Here is an 18,034-nt window from a genome sequence, read left to right as displayed (position 1 = left end):
GATTATTTAATTGCATTAACCTTTTGAATCATTTTATCAGTTAAATCGTTCTTAGCGTCATAGGCAACCGCAGCATTTTTATTCAAAATGAAGTCTAAATTGTTTTCTTGACGAAGTTGTTCACCCGCTTGCTTCACACGAGTTTCAAAAGTGTTATTCATGGTTTGTAAAGTACCTTGAACACGAGTCTGCAAACCTTGCTGGGTCGAGTTGAATTCGCTTAATTTGGTCTGATATTGCTGATTAAGTTTTTGAACATCAGCTTCTTTCATATTACGACCTTCAGTTTCCGCTTTTTGACGTAATGCATCTAGCTCTTTACCAAGCTGTTCTAGTTTGGTTGTCGTCGGTTTAACTGACTGATTTAAGCTTGCATTTTGTTGCTTAAGATAGCTACTGCTATCGACAACTTTTGCTAAATCAACAAAACCCACACCTGCGGCTTGTGTCAATCCAGAAATAGACAAACCCATACCCAATAAAACTGCTGCTAATTTATTCATTTTGATTTCCTTATACAGGAGTATTTCAACAATTAATTATTTGAACAAAGACCGTACTAGAAAGTACGGCCGATTTCAAACTGAATTTCCTTGGTTTCATCACCATCTTTATCATTTAATGGGAATGCATAACTTAATGACAGAGGACCAATCATGGTAATCCACGTAAAGCCAACACCCACACTATAACGAAGATTGCTTAAATCCAGATTATAGTTATCTTTACAGTATTGTTTTGCATCTACAGGGGTGGTAGAACCATTCAAATAAAGATTTCCTGAAGCAGTTTTACACTGTGTATCAAAAACCTGACCACCTTCTGCAAATATTACAGGTCGTACCTGACGTGCCCAGTCCCCTTTAAATGGAATAGGTAAAGCAAGCTCAGTACCAAATTGTACTAAAGCATTGCCACCGACTTCTTCTGGATCCCAATCACGCGTTCTACTCTCGTTATAAGTTACACCCGGATACTTAGGTCCCAGTGTATTGACATCATAACCACGTACCGATCCGTAACCACCTGCAAAGAAGTTTTTATAAAACGGTAAATCATTACCATAACCGAATTTACCGTAGCCACGAAGTACAAAATCATGACCTAATGGGAAATAAGCCTGAGTATCAAACGTGGCTTTTTGATAATCAACGTCACCACCTGGTAAACCAACTTCAAGATTTAAACGATGATACATACCCGAAGTAGGGAAAATCGGACGATTTAAAGTATTGTATGACCAACCCAAATTCAAGTTGTAGGTAAAGAATTCACCCTCGAATGCATTATCAAATGGAGTCATATCAATTACAGTACCATTGGCATCTTTACATTCGTATGCGTTTGTATCTGAATTCAGCTCATACGTACCACTACAATATGACCCCTGACCTGTTGCCTTACCGCCATTTTTAAGCAAGTAATCTCGAACATAGGTTGACACATAAGGACCAGTGGTAACTTTGGTATTATCCACACCAATCGATGCACTCACATTCTGGTTTTCATCAATTGGATAACCAAAACTTAAACTACCACCGATACTGTCAGTCACATAGTTACTGACGTTATAGTCATCATTCAGTTTGGTTTTACGATAATAGACATTATAACCACGACTCACACCATCAATAGTGAAATACGGATCAGTTACACTCAGGTTATAGTAATCCTGTGTTTCAGAGCGTGATAAATCAATTGCAACACGGTTACCTGTACCCAAGAAATTGGTCTGACTTAACCCTGCTTGGAATGTTACACCGCCACTTTGAGAGTAACCAACTGCAAGTGTAGTCGTTCCAGAATGTTGCTCTTCAACATTGACATTCAAATCGACTTGATCAGGCGAATTGGGCACACGAACAGGCTTCACATCAACTGTTTTAAAGAAACCTGTACGCTCTAAACGAACTTTTGAAAGATCAATTTTTTCATTACTTGCAAGTGCGCCTTCCATTTGACGCATTTCACGACGTAGAACCTCATCAGCAGTTTTACTGTTTCCGGAGAAATTGATGCGTCGTACTGTCACCTGCTGCCCCGGATTGATATAGTAATTCATATCAACTGTGCGGGTTTCGTTATTAATTTGCGGAACCACGTTTACATCAGCAAAGTAATAGCCTGCATTTCCATATTTACGCAATAATAACTGCTTCACCGCATTTACTTTTTCTTGCGAATAAGTGTCGCCATCTTTATAAATCTTTAATGCCTGTAACTCTTCAGGCTTATACAGCGCATCACCTAAAAATTTAGTTTCACCAAACTTGAACTGCTGACCTTCATCAACAGAAACCTCAATAAAGATATGCTTTTTATCTTCACTAATATTGAGCTGTGAATTATTGATATTAAAGTTGATGTAGCCTTTATTCAAATACAAAGCACGTAATGCTTCAAGGCTCGCCGCCATTTTCTCGCGGGCATAGCGGTCATTACGAGTAACAATAGAAGCCCAGCCAGATTCTTTGACTGCAAAAGCCTGTTTAATGTCATCATCACTAAATACAGTATTGCCAATAATATTAATATCAAAGACTTTTGCAGGCTTACCTTCATAAAATTCGATGGTTAAATCTACACGGTTATTTGGGCGAGCTGTCGTGGTGACTTTGATGTCCGCATCATAACGACCTTGCTGTGTATATTGTTGCTCAAGTTCTGTTTCAAGAGTTTGCAAAGAAGATTTTTTAAGAACTTCTCCTTCGGCAACGCCCATTTTCTTTAAGCCGTCTTGCAGAGCTTCTTTGGGAATGAGCTTGTTGCCTTTAAATTCAATTTTTGAAATAACAGGACGCTCTACAACCTTGAAGACCAAAATATCATTTTGCTTATAAGTTTGAATATCATCAAAAAGACCAGTCGCATAAAGCGTACGAATGGCATCAGCAATGGTTGGATCGTCAACACGATCGCCACTGTTTATCGGCAACATGGTATAAACATTTGCAGGAGTGAGGCGAACTAAACCTTCGACTTTGATATCTCGTGCAATGAAGTCATTCGCTGCATATGCTTGTTGTACTGCCGCCATAGCACTAACAAGTGCCAAAGGCATTAATAAATGTGTGTGCCGCATGCCAGATTTTTCCAGTAAGTTAATTTTTCCATCTAAACGTTATAAACGCATAAAATCATTAAAGAGAGCCAAGAGCATCATACTGCCGAGCAGTACCATACCAATTTTTAAGCCCATCATTTGTATTTGTTCGGAAACAGGTTTACCGCGAATTGCTTCGATAAAATAATAAACCAAATGTCCACCATCCAACATAGGGATCGGTAATAAATTTAAAATTCCAAGACTTACACTCATCAATGCCATAAACGAGATAAACGTTTGCCATCCCATTTCAGCACTTTGCCCAGCAACTTTAGCAATAGTAATTGGGCCTGATAAATTTTCAAGTCCAATTAAACCTCTAAACATTTTGACGATCGAGTTTAAAATCATGCCAGAAATTTGAGTGGTTTTATCCACTGCCATCACTAAGGCCTGAGCTGGATTATATTGAATCGTTTGTTTGTATTCGTTAGGAATATTGACTTTAGCAGGGTTACTTTGCACACCAAGCATACCAGTGGTATTGCCCATATTGTCACGTTTACCTTGCGGCATGACTTGCAAATGAACCATTTGCCCATTACGAAGCACATCAATATTCAGCAGTTTTTCAGGGGACTTCTGCACGACATCAACTACATCAAACCAGTCATTCATTTTAATGCCATTGATGGAAAGGATTTGATCGCCAACCTTCATCCCTTGACGAATAGCAGCACCATCCTCACTGAGCTGATGAATCACCGCGGGCATTTGAGGACGATAGGGTAAAAATCCAAGAATATCTAAAGCAGACTGAGATTGATCTTTGAGAAAATTATGAATAGGAAGCGCAACGCTCTTTTGGGTACCGTCACGATCTACGGTCATCAAAATTTGACCTGTTTCACCCGCTCGGTCAACCAAAGCAAAATTTAACTTTTCCCATGTAGGTGTTTGCTCTCCATCTACAGTTAACACTTTATCGCCCACATGCAAATCGACTTGCGCGGCAGGTGTATTAGGTAAAATTTTGCCTATACGTGTATTTAACTGTTCCTGAGATGGAAGGAATAACATCCAGAATAAAACGATAGCAAACAATAAATTAATCAGCGGCCCTGCTGCGACAATCGCAATTCTTTTCCAAGGAGATTGACGATTAAACGCATAAGGTAAATCAGCTTCAGCGACATTACCTTCACGTTCATCCAGCATCTTGACATAACCGCCCAGTGGCAATGCTGAAAGTTGATACTGAATCCCTGATTTTTTCGATGTCCATTTTAGCAAAGTTGGACCAAAACCAATCGAATACACCAAAACCTTAACACCCAGCTTACGTGCCACCCAATAATGTCCAAACTCATGTATGGCAATCAGAGGCCCCAGCAACAGAATTGCTGCAACAATGATAAACAAAATATTCATGTTCAGCCTCCTGCGCTAGCCACGAATTGATGCGCAACATCACGGGCTAATCGATCTGTATCCAAAATAGCTTCTATACTCTGTGCCGAACCATTTTGCACGTGATTAAGCGTATGCTCAACCACTTCTGGAATCGTAGTAAACTTTATTTTCAAATTTAAAAATGCCGCAACCGCAATTTCATTTGCAGCGTTTAAGATCGTGGGTGCGAGACCACCATCACGCATGGCTTGACGAGCCAAATTCAATGCAGGAAATTTTTGAGTATCGGGTTGCTGAAAATCAAGATGTGAATGTGTAAACAAATCAAGTGCAGGAACATGCGTGTCTAACCGCTCAGGCCATGCTAATGCATGTGCGATCGGCGTACACATATCAGGATTTCCCATTTGTGCCAAAGTTGAACCATCAATATATTGAACCATTGAATGAATAATACTTTGTGGGTGAATTACAACTGTAACAAAATGTTCAGATATTGAAAACAAATGACACGCTTCAATCAACTCCAAGCCTTTATTCATTAAAGTTGCAGAATCAACAGAAATTTTTTGTCCCATAGACCAATTTGGATGCTTACACGCCTGCTGTGGCGTCACCGCATGTAATTGTTCAAGCGTATGATTTAAAAATGGGCCACCTGAAGCGGTAAGTAAAATCTGCGAAACCCCCAACTGGGGCTGACCATTACGCTCAATATTTAAATAATTCTGCGGTAAAGACTGAAAAATTGCATTGTGCTCAGAGTCGACGGGCAACAATAAAGCATGATGATCTCGTGCAGCTTGCATCATGATTTCACCAGACATCACCAATGCTTCTTTATTGGCAAGCAACACTCTTTTACCTGCTTTGATTGCAGCCAGTGTAGGTAAAAGTCCAGCCGCTCCAACAATTGCAGCCATGACAATATCAACCTGAGAACTTTCAGCAACAGTAATTAAGCCTTGTTCCCCAGCCAATATCTCAATATCAAAAACACCCAATGCAAGCAACTCGGTACGCAATTCATCGACTTTTGATTCGGGTACAACCGCAATTTTAGGCTGATACTGTTTGCATATTTGAGCCAGTTCTTTGATACGACTATAAGCCGTTACTGCAAAAAGCGTATATTTATCTGGATGACGATCCAATATTTTTAACGTACTTTGACCAATTGAACCCGTCACACCAAATATACAAACAGATTGAGTCATTTATAGATCTACGCCAATAAGTTTTAATAGATACATGCCCGCTGCAAAGATAGGCGCTGCTGCAAGTAGAGAGTCGATACGATCTAACACACCACCATGGCCCGGCAAAATACGCCCAGAATCCTTAATACCAGCACGACGCTTAATCATAGATTCGAACAAATCACCCAACACTGAAGCAAAAACAGTCACCACAGACAAAATTAGAAACAGCAAATGCTGGGCAAATGTTAAGTTAAGATAATTGACCTGCACCACAATAATAATAATGATCGCAAGCCCTATCCCACCAATCAATCCTTCAACCGATTTATTTGGACTCACTGTTGGCGCTAGCTTATTTTGACCAAACTTACGCCCAACAAAATAAGCACCTGAGTCCGCTCCCCATACCAACAGGAACAAGTACATCAACCACCATGGGGAACTTTGCCAAACTTCAAAAATTGCCGTAACTGCCGCACTGACCAGTATCAGCCCAAGAAGATAAAGCGAAGCGTTGTACCAGCCATCGTATTCAGGATAAGCCTTGACCCAAAAGCTACTCACCAGCCAAGTGAGTATTGATGCACACCATAATAGGATTGCAACTTCATTATAATAAAGCGCCAGCGCAGATATTAGCGCGACGATCAGTCCATAAGCCCACGCTTTCGGTTTAAATAATGCCGTATCTCTAGGCATGAGTTTAAACCATTCATAGCCAGCCACCCCTGCGGCTACAATCATTAAGCCAAACATTGGATAGTGAGAACTGGTTGCAAACATACAAGTAAGTACTACCGCTACCAGTACCAATGCGGTAATTATCCGCTCTAACATTTATTAATTCTCAATTTTCTCTTGGTGGATTTGTTCAGAAGTCTTACCAAAACGACGTTCGCGTCCTGCAAACACATCTAAAGCACGATCAAATTCTTTTACAGAAAACTCAGGCCAGAGTGTCTCGGTAAAATACAATTCAGCATAAGCAGCCTGCCAAAGCAGGAAGTTGGACAAACGATAATCACCACCTGTACGAATCAGCAAATCAACAGCCGGCAGATTATTTAAACTAATCCGCTGATTAAAAAGTGCAGCATCTATTTGATCTACATCTAATACGCCTGCTTTTACGTCTTGTGCAATGTGCTTTGCTGTATGGGCAATATCCCACATCCCACCATAACTGATCGCAATAGTCAGTGTCATGCTGTCAAAACTAGCAGTCTGCTGTTCTGCATGCAACATCAATTCACGTAAATGTGGAGATAGACGAGAACGATCACCAATAAACTGCAAGGCAATATTAAATTGTTCCATTCGAGGTAACTGTTCATGAATCGTCTCTTCCAGCAATTTCATCAATAAATCGACTTCATACTGTGGACGATTCCAGTTTTCGCTGGAAAATGCAAATACGGTTAATGCCTGAATCCCTTTGTTACGACAATGCTCAACAATTGGATCTAGACTATTTTTGCCTTCACGATGCCCATCTCCTTTTTGCATTTGATTTTTTTTAGCAAAACGGTTGTTGCCATCCATAATGATGGCAACATGTTGCGGAAGATGAAGCTCTTCTGAAGCGGTCATAAAATTAGACCTTCATCAATTCAGCTTCTTTTGCTGCCAAACGTTTATCAACTTCGGCAACATATTTATCGGTGATTTTTTGGATATCATCACCTGCACGACGCTCATCATCTTCAGAAATTTCTTTGTCTTTTAGCAGTGATTTGATATCACCTAATACATCACGACGGATGTTACGAATGGCAACTTTGGCATTTTCGGCTTCTGAACGCGCCACTTTTTGCATATCACGGCGTGTTTCTTCAGTTAAAGCTGGTAAAGGTACACGGATTGCATCAGCCGTAATCGGATTTAAACCCAAATCACTTTCACGAATTGCTTTATCAATTGCCGAAACCATTGTACGTTCAAATGGCTGAACAATAAGAGTACGTGAATCTTCAATACCTACGTTTGCCACCTGATTCAGTGGAACATCCGAACCATAATAAGAAACCATTACACCGTTTAGAATGGATGGATGAGCACGGCCAGTACGCACTTTCGCAAAACCTTGCTCTAAAGATTCAAGGGTTTTTTGCATGCGTTGTTCGCTGTCTTGTTTGAGATCGTTAATCATATGATCTTCCTTACTTATTCATTCAAGGTGTAATTGCTAAATTAGTCGAGTAGTATAAAGAGCTTTCTAGGTTACGTACATTAATTCGTAACATGAGTTCCTTCTTTTTCGCCCATCACCACAGATAATAGTGCGCCAGCTTTATTCATATCGAAAACTTGCAACGGTACATTGTGGTCACGACACAGACAAATCGCAGTTAAATCCATCACACCCAACTTTTCATCAAGCACTTGATCAAAAGTTAAATGATCATATTTTACCGCATCATCATATTTGCTTGGGTCTTTGTTATATACGCCATCAACTTTAGTGGCTTTCAAAATCAAATTGGCTTCAATTTCAATCCCACGTAAGCAAGCCGCTGTATCTGTGGTGAAGAATGGGTTACCTGTACCTGCAACGAATACACATACTTCGCCCTGACTTAAATGGCGAATCGCATCACGGCTCGAATAAGATTCAACCACGGTGCCGATTGAGAGTGCAGACATCAAACGTGTCTTGATATTACGACGAACCAGAGCATCGCGTAGTGCCAAGCCATTCATAACGGTTGCCAGCATACCCATCTGATCACCCGTTACACGACCCACTAGACCATCTTTTTGTAATTGGCTACCACGGTACAAGTTTCCACCACCAACAACGATACCCACTTGCACACCCAAGCCAACCAAGTGAGCAATTGACAATGACATTTGATCAAGCACTTGTGCATCGATTCCCATGTCTTTATTGCCCGACAATGCCTCACCAGAAAGTTTAAGTAGAATACGTGAGTAACGGGGGCTATTAGAATCCGCCATGGTAAGCTCCAAAAAACAATGTGTTAAAAATAAATTTTGTTTGTTGCAACATCAATCATCAAGCTGATTTGATTGTAATCAACTTTGCAAATAAATCGTATTCATCTGCATCAGTAATTTCGACTTCAAGTAAATCACCTGACTGGATTTTTGATTTATCAATATCTTCGACAAAGACATTGCCATCAATTTCAGGCGCATCAGCATAAGAACGTGCAACCGCAACAGGATATTCATCTTCCAGACTATCAACTAAAACAGTCATGGTTTGACCAATCCGTTTTTGCAATTTAGCTGCCGAGATGGCCTGCTGAACCTGCATGAAACGTTCATAACGCTCTTGCTTAATTTCTTCAGGTACATGATCTGGCAAGTCATTGGCTGTCGCACCCTCAACAGGCGAATATGTAAAACAACCAACTCGATCAAGCTGCGCTTCTTGCAACCAATCTAAAAGAATTTGAAAATCTTCTTCGGTCTCACCTGGAAAACCCACTACAAAAGTTGAGCGAATCACCAAATCTGGACATTTTTCACGCCATGTTTTTAAGCGTTCAAGGGTATTTTCACTATGGGCTGGTCGCTTCATCAATTTTAAGACGCGCGGACTGGCATGCTGAAAAGGAATATCAAGATAAGGAAGAATTTTACCCTGAGCCATCAAATCGATGACTGCATCGACGTGTGGATATGGATAAACATAATGCAAACGCACCCAAATTCCTAATTGACCGAGTGCCTCACACATATCATAAAACTTGGTTTTTACAGGCTGACCATTCCAGAAATCAAGCTTGTACTTGGTGTCTACACCATAAGCAGAAGTATCCTGAGAAATGACTAAAACTTCTTTAACACCCGCGCGCTTAAGCGCTGCTGCTTCTTCAAGCACTGAACCGACAGGACGTGAAACTAAATCACCACGCATACTTGGAATAATGCAGAAGGTACAGCGATGATTACAGCCTTCCGAAATTTTTAAATAAGCATAATGTTTTGGAGTGAGTCGAATGCCTTGTTCAGGTACCAGATCAACAAAAGGATTATGTTTCGGTGGCGCAGGTACATATTCATGTACCGCTTCCATCACATCCTGATAGGCTGCCGCACCTGTGACTTTTAAAACATTCGGATGCATTTGACGAATTTTATCTTCATCTTTGCCCAAACACCCCGTCACAATCACACGACCATTTTCACTCATGGCTTCGCCAATTGCATCTAATGATTCTTGTACCGCAGATTCAATAAAACCGCAGGTATTGACTACAACTAGATCAGCACCATCATAATCTGATGCGACCTGATAACCTTCAGTACGTAACTGAGTTAAAATTCGTTCAGAATCTACCAATGCCTTAGGACAACCTAAAGATACAAAACCGACTTTGGGGGACTTCATGAATCTGCGCTCCACTAGAATCCGCGTATTGTATGACGTTTCTCGCAATAAAAACAGGTGGAATATGCACAGTTCGTTTAATGCACCAAAATACAACCAATATTTTTATTAAAAACAACTATTGCACCATTATGATTCAATTTAAGATGCCATCTAACCCAACTTGTTTTTAAATCGATCATAATTTGTCTATTTTGCTCATTTTTAATACAAGCTTGAGAACAAGTTCTTTTACGCAAAAAGTTGGCGTACATTTTGCTTAACTTATGTCCCATTACAGGGAAAAACTGGATTAAATGAAAATGTCATTGCGCTATTTTAAGACAGGAAACATTTTCTAATGGATCAAAGAGAGACCATTGACTATCGGCTTTTGGTCGATAACCTTACTACTGCCATATTATTGGTCGATAGCGACCTGAATATTTTTTATCTCAATTCTTCTTGTGAAGCGTTGTTTGATATTAGCTTATTACGCGCATCAGGTTTGCCTGTGCTTAACTTATTACATTCACCGAATGATAGCTTCAATACCCATGAAGCACTCATCAATACGCTACACTCAGGGCAGCATTACACACGACGCGAAGCAATAATCAGTGTAAATTTTAAGGATATTCATGTCGATTATTCAGTTTCGGCGCTCAATACAGGCAAAAATTATCATCCGCTACTATTAATAGAACTCAATCCAATTGATCGGATGCTTAAAATTTCTAAAGAAGAAAATTTGATACAACAACATCAGGTTGCCCGTCAGCTCATTCGCGGTATTGCCCATGAAGTCAAAAATCCCTTAGGAGGGATTCGTGGTGCGACTCAATTACTGGCACGTAGCTTAAATGATCCAAAATACGAAGAATTTACCGATATCATTATCAATGAAGTCGATCGCTTAAGAAATCTTGCCGATACCATGCTCGGTTCCCGCCAGCTTCCAAGCTATGAAGATGTCAATGTACATGAACCTTTGGAACGGGTGCGCTCTCTGGTGGCCAATCAAACCAAGAAAAAAATTAAAATCACTCGTGATTATGATTTATCACTGCCAGATGTCAAAGCAGACCGTGATCAACTGATTCAGGTCATGCTCAATATTAGCGTGAATGCCATTCAAGCGATGACAGAAAATAAAGAATTTTTTGTGGATCATGAACCTGAGCTGATTTTAAGAACCCGTATTCAACGCCTTGTCACCATTAATGGTTTATTAAACCGATCCGCAGTTCGTGTCGACATTGAGGATAATGGCCCTGGCGTTCCGCAAGATATTTTAGAGTCTGTGTTCTATCCTTTAGTGACAGGACGAGCCAAAGGCACAGGACTTGGCTTAAGTATTGCACAGAACATTATGCATCAACACAACGGAATGATTGAATGTCAGTCCGTGGCTGGAAAAACTACATTTAGCTTATATTTACCTTGGGAGTCAGACCGTGTCGCGAAATAAAATATGGGTAATTGATGATGACCGCGCCATGCGCTGGGTACTGGAAAAAACATTCAAGGAAGAAGGTTTGGATGTGACCAGTTTTGAAGAAGCGCAGACGGCATTAGACCAATTGGCTGAAGATGCGCCTGATGTAATCCTCACTGACATTCGTATGCCCGGTATTGATGGTTTGACCTTCTTAGGGAAAGTCAAAAATAATTATCCAGATCTACCTGTCATTATTATGACGGCACATTCCGATCTTGAGTCTGCGGTATCAAGCTATCAAACAGGTGCTTTTGAATATTTGCCAAAACCGTTTGATATTGATGAAGCGTTGGCATTGGTTCATCGTGCCATCTTGCATGTCAATAAACTTCAGCAGCAAGAAGCAGCAAAAACCACAACGCCAGTTCAATCTACTGAAATTATTGGTGAATCCCCTGCGATGCAGGAAGTGTTTCGTGCCATTGGACGATTATCACAATCCCACATTACAGTATTGATTAATGGTGAGTCAGGCACAGGTAAAGAACTGGTTGCACATGCACTACATAAGCATTCACCACGTAGTAGCAAGCCTTTTATTGCGCTGAATATGGCCGCAATTCCAAAAGATCTAATTGAAACTGAACTTTTTGGTCATGAAAAAGGTGCTTTTACTGGCGCGAACACCCAACGCCAAGGTCGTTTTGAGCAAGCCAATGGCGGTACGCTGTTCCTTGATGAAATTGGGGATATGCCGTTTGAAACGCAAACACGTTTACTACGTGTACTTGCTGATGGCGAATTTTATCGTGTCGGTGGGCATATTCCGGTACGGGTTGATGTACGAATTGTTGCTGCAACCCATCAGGATCTGGAAAAACTAGTCAATGAAGGACGTTTCCGCGAAGACTTGTATCATCGTCTAAATGTCATTCGCATTCATATTCCAAAACTGGCACATCGTAGCGAAGATATCCCCATGCTGGCACAGCACTTTTTGGCACGTGCGGGTAAAGAACTCGGTGTTAGCCCTAAAATTTTACGCCCAGAAACCACAGATTATATGCAGCAGTTGCCATGGCCAGGTAATGTTCGTCAACTCGAAAACACCTGTCGCTGGCTGACAGTGATGATTACTGGACGTGATGTTTATCCAGAAGACCTCCCTTCTGAGCTCAAACAAATTCCAATTCAAAAATCAGGTGAACAAGCCACAACCGCAGCGGGTGTAGATCGCATTTCATTGCACCACTGGGATGAGTTATTGGGTCAATGGGCGATTCAAAAACTGAAAAATGGCGAAATGAAAATTTTAGATATCGCCACCCCAATGTTTGAACGCACCCTGATCAATGCTGCGCTACAACAAACCCGTGGTCGTAAACGCCATGCAGCAGAGTTACTCGGTTGGGGGCGTAATACGCTTACACGTAAATTAAAGGAACTCGGTATCGCGGCTGAAGATGATGCCGAAGAAGAAGCTGAAATATAAAATAGCAATCTTAAATATAGTAAAGGGCAGCTAAATGGCTGCCCTTTACTATGGGAGAAAATATGACATTACGCTACTTGAGGATAATGAATCGATTTACCTGCAATCAATTCATTAATGGCGTTGCTATTAAAATCAAGCTCAAGAATATGATTTTCAGCAATGATGCGATATTTTGAAATCAAAGGTTGTGCACCATAAGCTGTTTCAATGACATATTCATCTGCAATATTTAAGATCCCTTCAAGATTTGTACTGGTCGAAGCAAAGTCATGGTTAAACAAATCATAGATTTCATGAAGATTGTAAGTTTCACGCAAATGTTCTGGATGTTTTCTTACTTCACCTTCAAGAAACAACACGAGCTTATGCGCAAAAAAATAATAATTTGGTTTATGGCTATACTCGAGATTCATCTTGATCTACTCCTTAAAGGTTTATCATTCATTTTTATGTCACCATTTATTTTTAAAAATTTTAGCTTAATTTTTTCTTAAGAATCATGATTAATTATACAAATTCTCACAATATGAAAAATCGATAAATATAAACCAACTCTTTTAGTTGGATTAAACTCATTAAAAAACAAAAAGATAATTTTTCTCTTACATATTTGTAATTTAATCAAAATTTTCATTTGTTACAATTCAGCAATAATTATCAAAATTGAATTTGAAAAATGAAGAATCAATATGCCGACTTAGTGATTGCAGGAAGTGCAAATGTTGACCATATTTTAAATGTTGATGATTTTCCTGTGGCTGGACAAACCCTTACAGCTAAAAATTATAAAGTTGCTTTTGGTGGGAAAGGAGCAAATCAAGCAGTAGCTGCTGGCCGCAGCGGTACTAATGTTGCCTTCATTGGCTGTGTTGGTGATGACGAGTTTGGCAATAATATCAAAACCCAACTTCAAAAAGATCATGTCAATGTACAGGCGCTGCAAAATGTTGCTCATCAAAATACTGGCGTTGCTTTAATTTTTGTTAATCAACATGCCGATAATTTTATTGGTATCCATGCTGGAGCAAATGCAGCGCTCAGTATGGATTATGTCAATCAACATAAAAACCTGATTCAACATGCCAAAATATTATTATTACAACTGGAAACACCTATCGAAAGCGTGATCACCGCAGCAACTATTGCGAAACATTCTGGCATAAAGGTTATTCTGAATCCCGCGCCTGCTCAAGCCTTAGCGCCAGAATTTTTAAACCTGATTGATATCATTACCCCCAATGAAACAGAAGCAGAAAAATTAACAGGCGTGAAGATTAACAATCTGGATGACGTACAAAATGCTGCACATATTCTTCACCAATATGGAATTAAAACGGTTGTCATCACCTTGGGCGCTCAAGGTGTTTGGTTAAGTGAGTTTGGTCAAGGACAATTAATTCCTGCTTTTAAAGTGGATGCCGTCGATAGCATTGCGGCTGGAGATACTTTTAATGGCGCGTTTGCAACAGCATTACTGGAAGGTCAATCAAATCAGCAAGCTGCCAAATTTGCCAATGCAGCAGCTGCAATTGCTGTGACTCGATATGGCGCACAACCTTCTATTCCCTATCGCTCTGAGATTGAAGCATTCTTATAAACCCAAATAAAAACTTAAAAAGTAAAAATCGATTTTTATATACAGGATAAAATAAATCCATGAAAACTCAATTACATCGTGGGCGACTCATTGATCACATCCAACTTGTTGTTCATGATTTAGAATTAAGCCAAAATTTTTATAGTGCTATCATGAAAGTTTTGGATATCCCAATCATCACAACATCTGAAGATTTCTCTTGAGCTGATGAATTAGTGATATCTTCAATAAATAGCCCTGCTGCTCAAGGCATATTGACTGGGCGACATCATCTAGCTTTTCAAGCGAAAGATCGTGCTACTGTAGATACTTGTTATCGAGCTGCCCTTACTCATGGAGGCAAAGACAATGGCAAACCAGCTGAACGGACTTACCATTCAAAATATTATGCAGCGTTTGTCATTGATCCAGATGGGAATAACATAGAATTTGTGTATCACGGAGAAGCTCAACGCAATATACCTTCTGTCATCATCCAATTTTAAAATTTAAAATAAATAAAAAAGCAATGAGCATGTTTAAAGTCACCCTTACTTGAAACATACTCATTGCCTAATCAAAGTCATCACCCTAATGCCTTTGATTTATAAAATAATTTTATCTTTAATTAATAAGAAATAATTCCTTAATTGTTTCAAATTTTCTATGTTAGTCGGCATAAAATTCCTTTATATTGGACTTTAATAGAATATTTTCCTTTGGTTTAAGTTTTGAACAGTACAGAACACACACTAGATCGTATCGATCGGAAAATTTTATCTGCGTTACGTCAAAATGGCAGGCTGACGATTGCGCAACTTTCAGAACAGGTTGGTTTATCTTCCTCTCCTTGTTGGACACGTTTAAAACGGCTAGAAAGTTTAAAAATCATCGATGGATATACGGCTAATATTAATCCAAAAGCAATTGGGATTAAGGATTTATTCTTTATTGAAATTACGCTAGAACGCCATGATGATGAGATGCTTGAACAGTTTAGTCAGGCGTTGGCAGATATTCCCGAAGTGATTGAAGCGCATTTGGTAACAGGTGAATATGATTATCTGGTCAAAGTCGCCGTGAAGGATGCTGAACACTATGAGCGTTTTTTAAGAAAGAAACTTTACTCAATCAAAGGAATACGTCATACCCGCTCTACCTTTGCCTTACGTCCGCTTAAATCTGCAAACTCGGCAGATTTTATGATGATTGAATAAGTTTAAGATATTTACTGCAACGCCATCAAAGTTATGGTTTAATACGCTCAGTTTGAGATGAGCCTCATACAGTATATGACTTGATTCATATACGACTAGCCCCGCTAATATGCGGGGCTTTTTCATATATTTACTGAATAATTAGGCTCTTAAAGCTTTTAGTTCTTCATATAAGTCAACAAGATGATTCATTGACATATCGACTAATGGTTCAAACATAAAAGAATTAATATGAATGTGTTCAGGCGTCATTAAATTTACTCTATTCAAAACTTTAAGAATATTAATATCAATTTGTTTATTTTTACATTTCTGATATAAATTCTGTGTTTGATTCTCAGAAATCTGATTTAACTCATTTTTTTCATCATTTGTTAATTGTGAAATCATATAAATTTCAGCTTTTAATCGACAGGCAATTGCTATAAGTAGCTTATCCTCTAAATCTGATGAATGTTCATTTAGTCCAATCTTCAATGAATCAGCTTCATTAAAAATTAGATTAATAATTTTTTGATTTGCAAATTCCAAAGTAATATCTTTTTTTTCAGGAATTGCAAGAATTAGAATATCATGAACTTCTTGTACTGTCAGATTTAGGGTATTACTTTTAATATGCAAACAACTTGTAAGAAAACTATATTCATCATTTTTATTAAGATATTCAAATAAATTTCTAACAAATGGAATAATCCCAATAAAAATCTTTTTTACATGATAGTTTTTTACAAATATACTTTTAAAGACATCTTCAAAATATTTCCCCTGTTTAATCTCCACAACACCTTGACTACATTTGGTTGCGATATGACTAGTTTTTTTTAAAAATAATCTCTTAGCTACTGTTCTATAAAAATCAAAATTATGTGTCAAAATTATGGCATTTACATTAGGTCTCTCCAGCAAATCTTTAATATACTCTATAATTGCATATTTATTCTTATAATCAAATGAGTCTGCTACATCATCAAAAATCATTAAGAGATCTTCATTTAAACTCAACCTAGACTCAATTTCAAACAAAAATCTAAGAATATAATATGCTCGACTTTCTCCTCTACTCAGTACATCTAAAAGAACATCTTCATTATTATTAGGAATTTCTCTATCCTTATATACAAACTTCAATTTAGGAATATCACTTTTAAGTATTACATCAGACTGATTTTCTAGCTTTATAGTAAAAGGCACATAAAATCTTGAATTAAATAACTCTATCGCTTCTTCCCATTTTTCAACCTCACTTTTCGCACTATCGATTATTTGTTGTAATTCATTTTTCCGATCTTTATAAATACTTAGAATTTGATCTGCCTCCGATTTAATTACAGAGATATGACTCAACCATATTTTTTGTCTAAAGTTTTCAAAGTCTATTAGCTCTATAAGCAAACTTGAGTTCGACTCTAACAATTTTTTGAAACTTTTCAACTCTGCGTTTTTCGCTAACGCTTTATCTACTTTATCAAAGCTACTTAACAACTGTTTATCATTTAAAATTTGATCTTTTTCAGCCTGTATGAGACTCTCAAGTTCATCTTTTGAATTAATAAAATCTTTTGCATTTATAGTAATTTTATGTCCAGCCTCAAAAAAAGAGTTATCACTTAATGAATCTAGTAAATTGGTAGCCTGAGTTGTTCCGAAAGAATTATTTGATTTACTAAAAAACTTAGACTTGCTTAATAAATCAGTATAGCGGCTTAAATATTCATCTAATAAATTCTCATTAGACTCTAAAAATTTTTTTACTTTATTACCCTTATCAAAAATATCATTATATTTAAAATTATAACTTTCATGTTTCTCTGACAATTGGCTTTCTATTCTCAATAAATATTCAAAAAAAGTTTCACCATGCCTGAATACAGCTTCTAACTCATGCTCACAATCTGTACTTCTTGATTGCTTTCTCAGTGCTACTATAAATTTAGCTTTTTCACCTAATAATTCTGCAAATATTTCATCATATCGGCTCTTTAATTCTGCTTTCGCTATAAATTTCGTTATAGAATTTTCAGATACTTTTGTCTCAGCATTAATAACTAAAATCATATCTTTATTGAGATTTTGATTATTAAATTTGATGTCACATATCGTTGCTTTTTCAGAAAAAATTCTATCTTTGATTTGACCACTTTGATCTTTAGATAAATATTCAAAAACATTAGCAAATGACGACTTCATTGTACCATTTGGCGCATATATTAATTGAGCTCTTTCTTTAGGTGTGAATTTAAACTCTTTCTCTAATTTACCTATACCAAAACAGTTTTCTAATTTTACATTTAAAATTCTATTCATT

General features: G+C 38.2%; 17 protein-coding genes. 6 read left to right on the top strand and 11 right to left on the bottom strand.

The annotated features are described in order from the left end of the window. Positions 1–2: 2 nt before the first annotated feature. The 9 genes from EGS47_RS14665 to rimO all read right to left on the bottom strand — a co-directional run bounded on the left by EGS47_RS14665 (position 3) and on the right by rimO (position 10,021). Positions 3–503, bottom strand: a complete 501-nt coding sequence (locus EGS47_RS14665; protein ID WP_044433370.1) for an OmpH family outer membrane protein — start codon at positions 501–503, stop codon at positions 3–5. A gap of 56 nt (positions 504–559) precedes the next feature. After that, positions 560–3,082, bottom strand: a complete 2,523-nt coding sequence (gene bamA, locus EGS47_RS14660; protein ID WP_005004577.1) for an outer membrane protein assembly factor BamA — start codon at positions 3,080–3,082, stop codon at positions 560–562. Positions 3,083–3,121: 39 nt separating this feature from the next. Then, positions 3,122–4,477, bottom strand: a complete 1,356-nt coding sequence (rseP, locus tag EGS47_RS14655; RefSeq protein WP_005004579.1) for an RIP metalloprotease RseP — start codon at positions 4,475–4,477, stop codon at positions 3,122–3,124. 2 nt (positions 4,478–4,479) lie between these two features. Beyond that, positions 4,480–5,676: a 1-deoxy-D-xylulose-5-phosphate reductoisomerase gene (gene ispC / locus EGS47_RS14650; protein ID WP_005004582.1), complete on the bottom strand. Its 1,197-nt coding sequence runs from the start codon at positions 5,674–5,676 to the stop codon at positions 4,480–4,482. Then, complete coding sequence (locus EGS47_RS14645) at positions 5,677–6,498, bottom strand: phosphatidate cytidylyltransferase (protein WP_005004584.1); 822 nt, start codon at positions 6,496–6,498, stop codon at positions 5,677–5,679. It lies immediately after the preceding gene. 3 nt (positions 6,499–6,501) lie between these two features. Next, entirely contained in the window at positions 6,502–7,251 is a 750-nt protein-coding gene (gene uppS, locus EGS47_RS14640; RefSeq protein WP_005004586.1) for a polyprenyl diphosphate synthase, read from the bottom strand. A gap of 4 nt (positions 7,252–7,255) precedes the next feature. Further along, positions 7,256–7,810: a ribosome recycling factor gene (gene frr, locus EGS47_RS14635; protein ID WP_004988020.1), complete on the bottom strand. Its 555-nt coding sequence runs from the start codon at positions 7,808–7,810 to the stop codon at positions 7,256–7,258. Positions 7,811–7,890: 80 nt separating this feature from the next. After that, the gene (pyrH, locus tag EGS47_RS14630) at positions 7,891–8,619 is read right to left on the bottom strand and encodes a UMP kinase (protein WP_004988022.1); all 729 of its coding nucleotides are present in this window, start codon (positions 8,617–8,619) and stop codon (positions 7,891–7,893) included. Between the two features lie 58 nt (positions 8,620–8,677). Continuing rightward, positions 8,678–10,021: a 30S ribosomal protein S12 methylthiotransferase RimO gene (gene rimO, locus EGS47_RS14625; RefSeq protein WP_004988023.1), complete on the bottom strand. Its 1,344-nt coding sequence runs from the start codon at positions 10,019–10,021 to the stop codon at positions 8,678–8,680. A 340-nt stretch (positions 10,022–10,361) separates the two neighbouring features. On the opposite strand from rimO, the gene glnL reads away from it, so the two are divergent. Further along, entirely contained in the window at positions 10,362–11,471 is a 1,110-nt protein-coding gene (gene glnL / locus EGS47_RS14620; protein WP_004998155.1) for a nitrogen regulation protein NR(II), read from the top strand. Further along, entirely contained in the window at positions 11,458–12,933 is a 1,476-nt protein-coding gene (gene glnG, locus EGS47_RS14615; RefSeq protein ID WP_004988027.1) for a nitrogen regulation protein NR(I), read from the top strand. The genes glnL and glnG overlap by 14 nt, the downstream gene beginning before the upstream one ends. Before the next feature lie 68 nt (positions 12,934–13,001). Here glnG and EGS47_RS14610 read toward each other — a convergent pair whose 3' ends face one another. Beyond that, entirely contained in the window at positions 13,002–13,349 is a 348-nt protein-coding gene (locus EGS47_RS14610) for a hypothetical protein (RefSeq protein ID WP_004988028.1), read from the bottom strand. A 263-nt stretch (positions 13,350–13,612) separates the two neighbouring features. Between EGS47_RS14610 and rbsK the strand changes: the two genes are divergently transcribed. From rbsK to EGS47_RS14595, 4 genes are all read left to right on the top strand, one after another. Continuing rightward, the gene (gene rbsK / locus EGS47_RS14605; RefSeq protein ID WP_005004590.1) at positions 13,613–14,533 is read left to right on the top strand and encodes a ribokinase; all 921 of its coding nucleotides are present in this window, start codon (positions 13,613–13,615) and stop codon (positions 14,531–14,533) included. A 59-nt stretch (positions 14,534–14,592) separates the two neighbouring features. Beyond that, positions 14,593–14,736, top strand: a complete 144-nt coding sequence (locus EGS47_RS18715; RefSeq protein ID WP_005004593.1) for a hypothetical protein — start codon at positions 14,593–14,595, stop codon at positions 14,734–14,736. A gap of 12 nt (positions 14,737–14,748) precedes the next feature. Further along, entirely contained in the window at positions 14,749–15,018 is a 270-nt protein-coding gene (locus EGS47_RS18710; protein WP_005004595.1) for a VOC family protein, read from the top strand. A gap of 225 nt (positions 15,019–15,243) precedes the next feature. Next, on the top strand, positions 15,244–15,729 hold the full coding sequence (locus tag EGS47_RS14595; RefSeq protein WP_005004597.1) for an Lrp/AsnC family transcriptional regulator: 486 nt from the start codon (positions 15,244–15,246) through the stop codon (positions 15,727–15,729). A gap of 141 nt (positions 15,730–15,870) precedes the next feature. On the opposite strand, the gene EGS47_RS14590 is transcribed toward EGS47_RS14595, so the two are convergent. Continuing rightward, positions 15,871–18,033 carry a hypothetical protein gene (locus tag EGS47_RS14590; protein ID WP_005004599.1) on the bottom strand — a complete coding sequence of 721 codons (2,163 nt, stop codon included), beginning with the start codon at positions 18,031–18,033 and terminating at the stop codon, positions 15,871–15,873. Position 18,034: the final 1 nt, after the last annotated feature.

This window comes from Acinetobacter sp. FDAARGOS_515 (assembly GCF_003938865.1).
Lineage (GTDB): Bacteria > Pseudomonadota > Gammaproteobacteria > Pseudomonadales > Moraxellaceae > Acinetobacter > Acinetobacter ursingii.
Note: the sequence above shows the minus strand (reverse complement) of the source record. Positions and strands in the feature narration are given on the sequence as shown.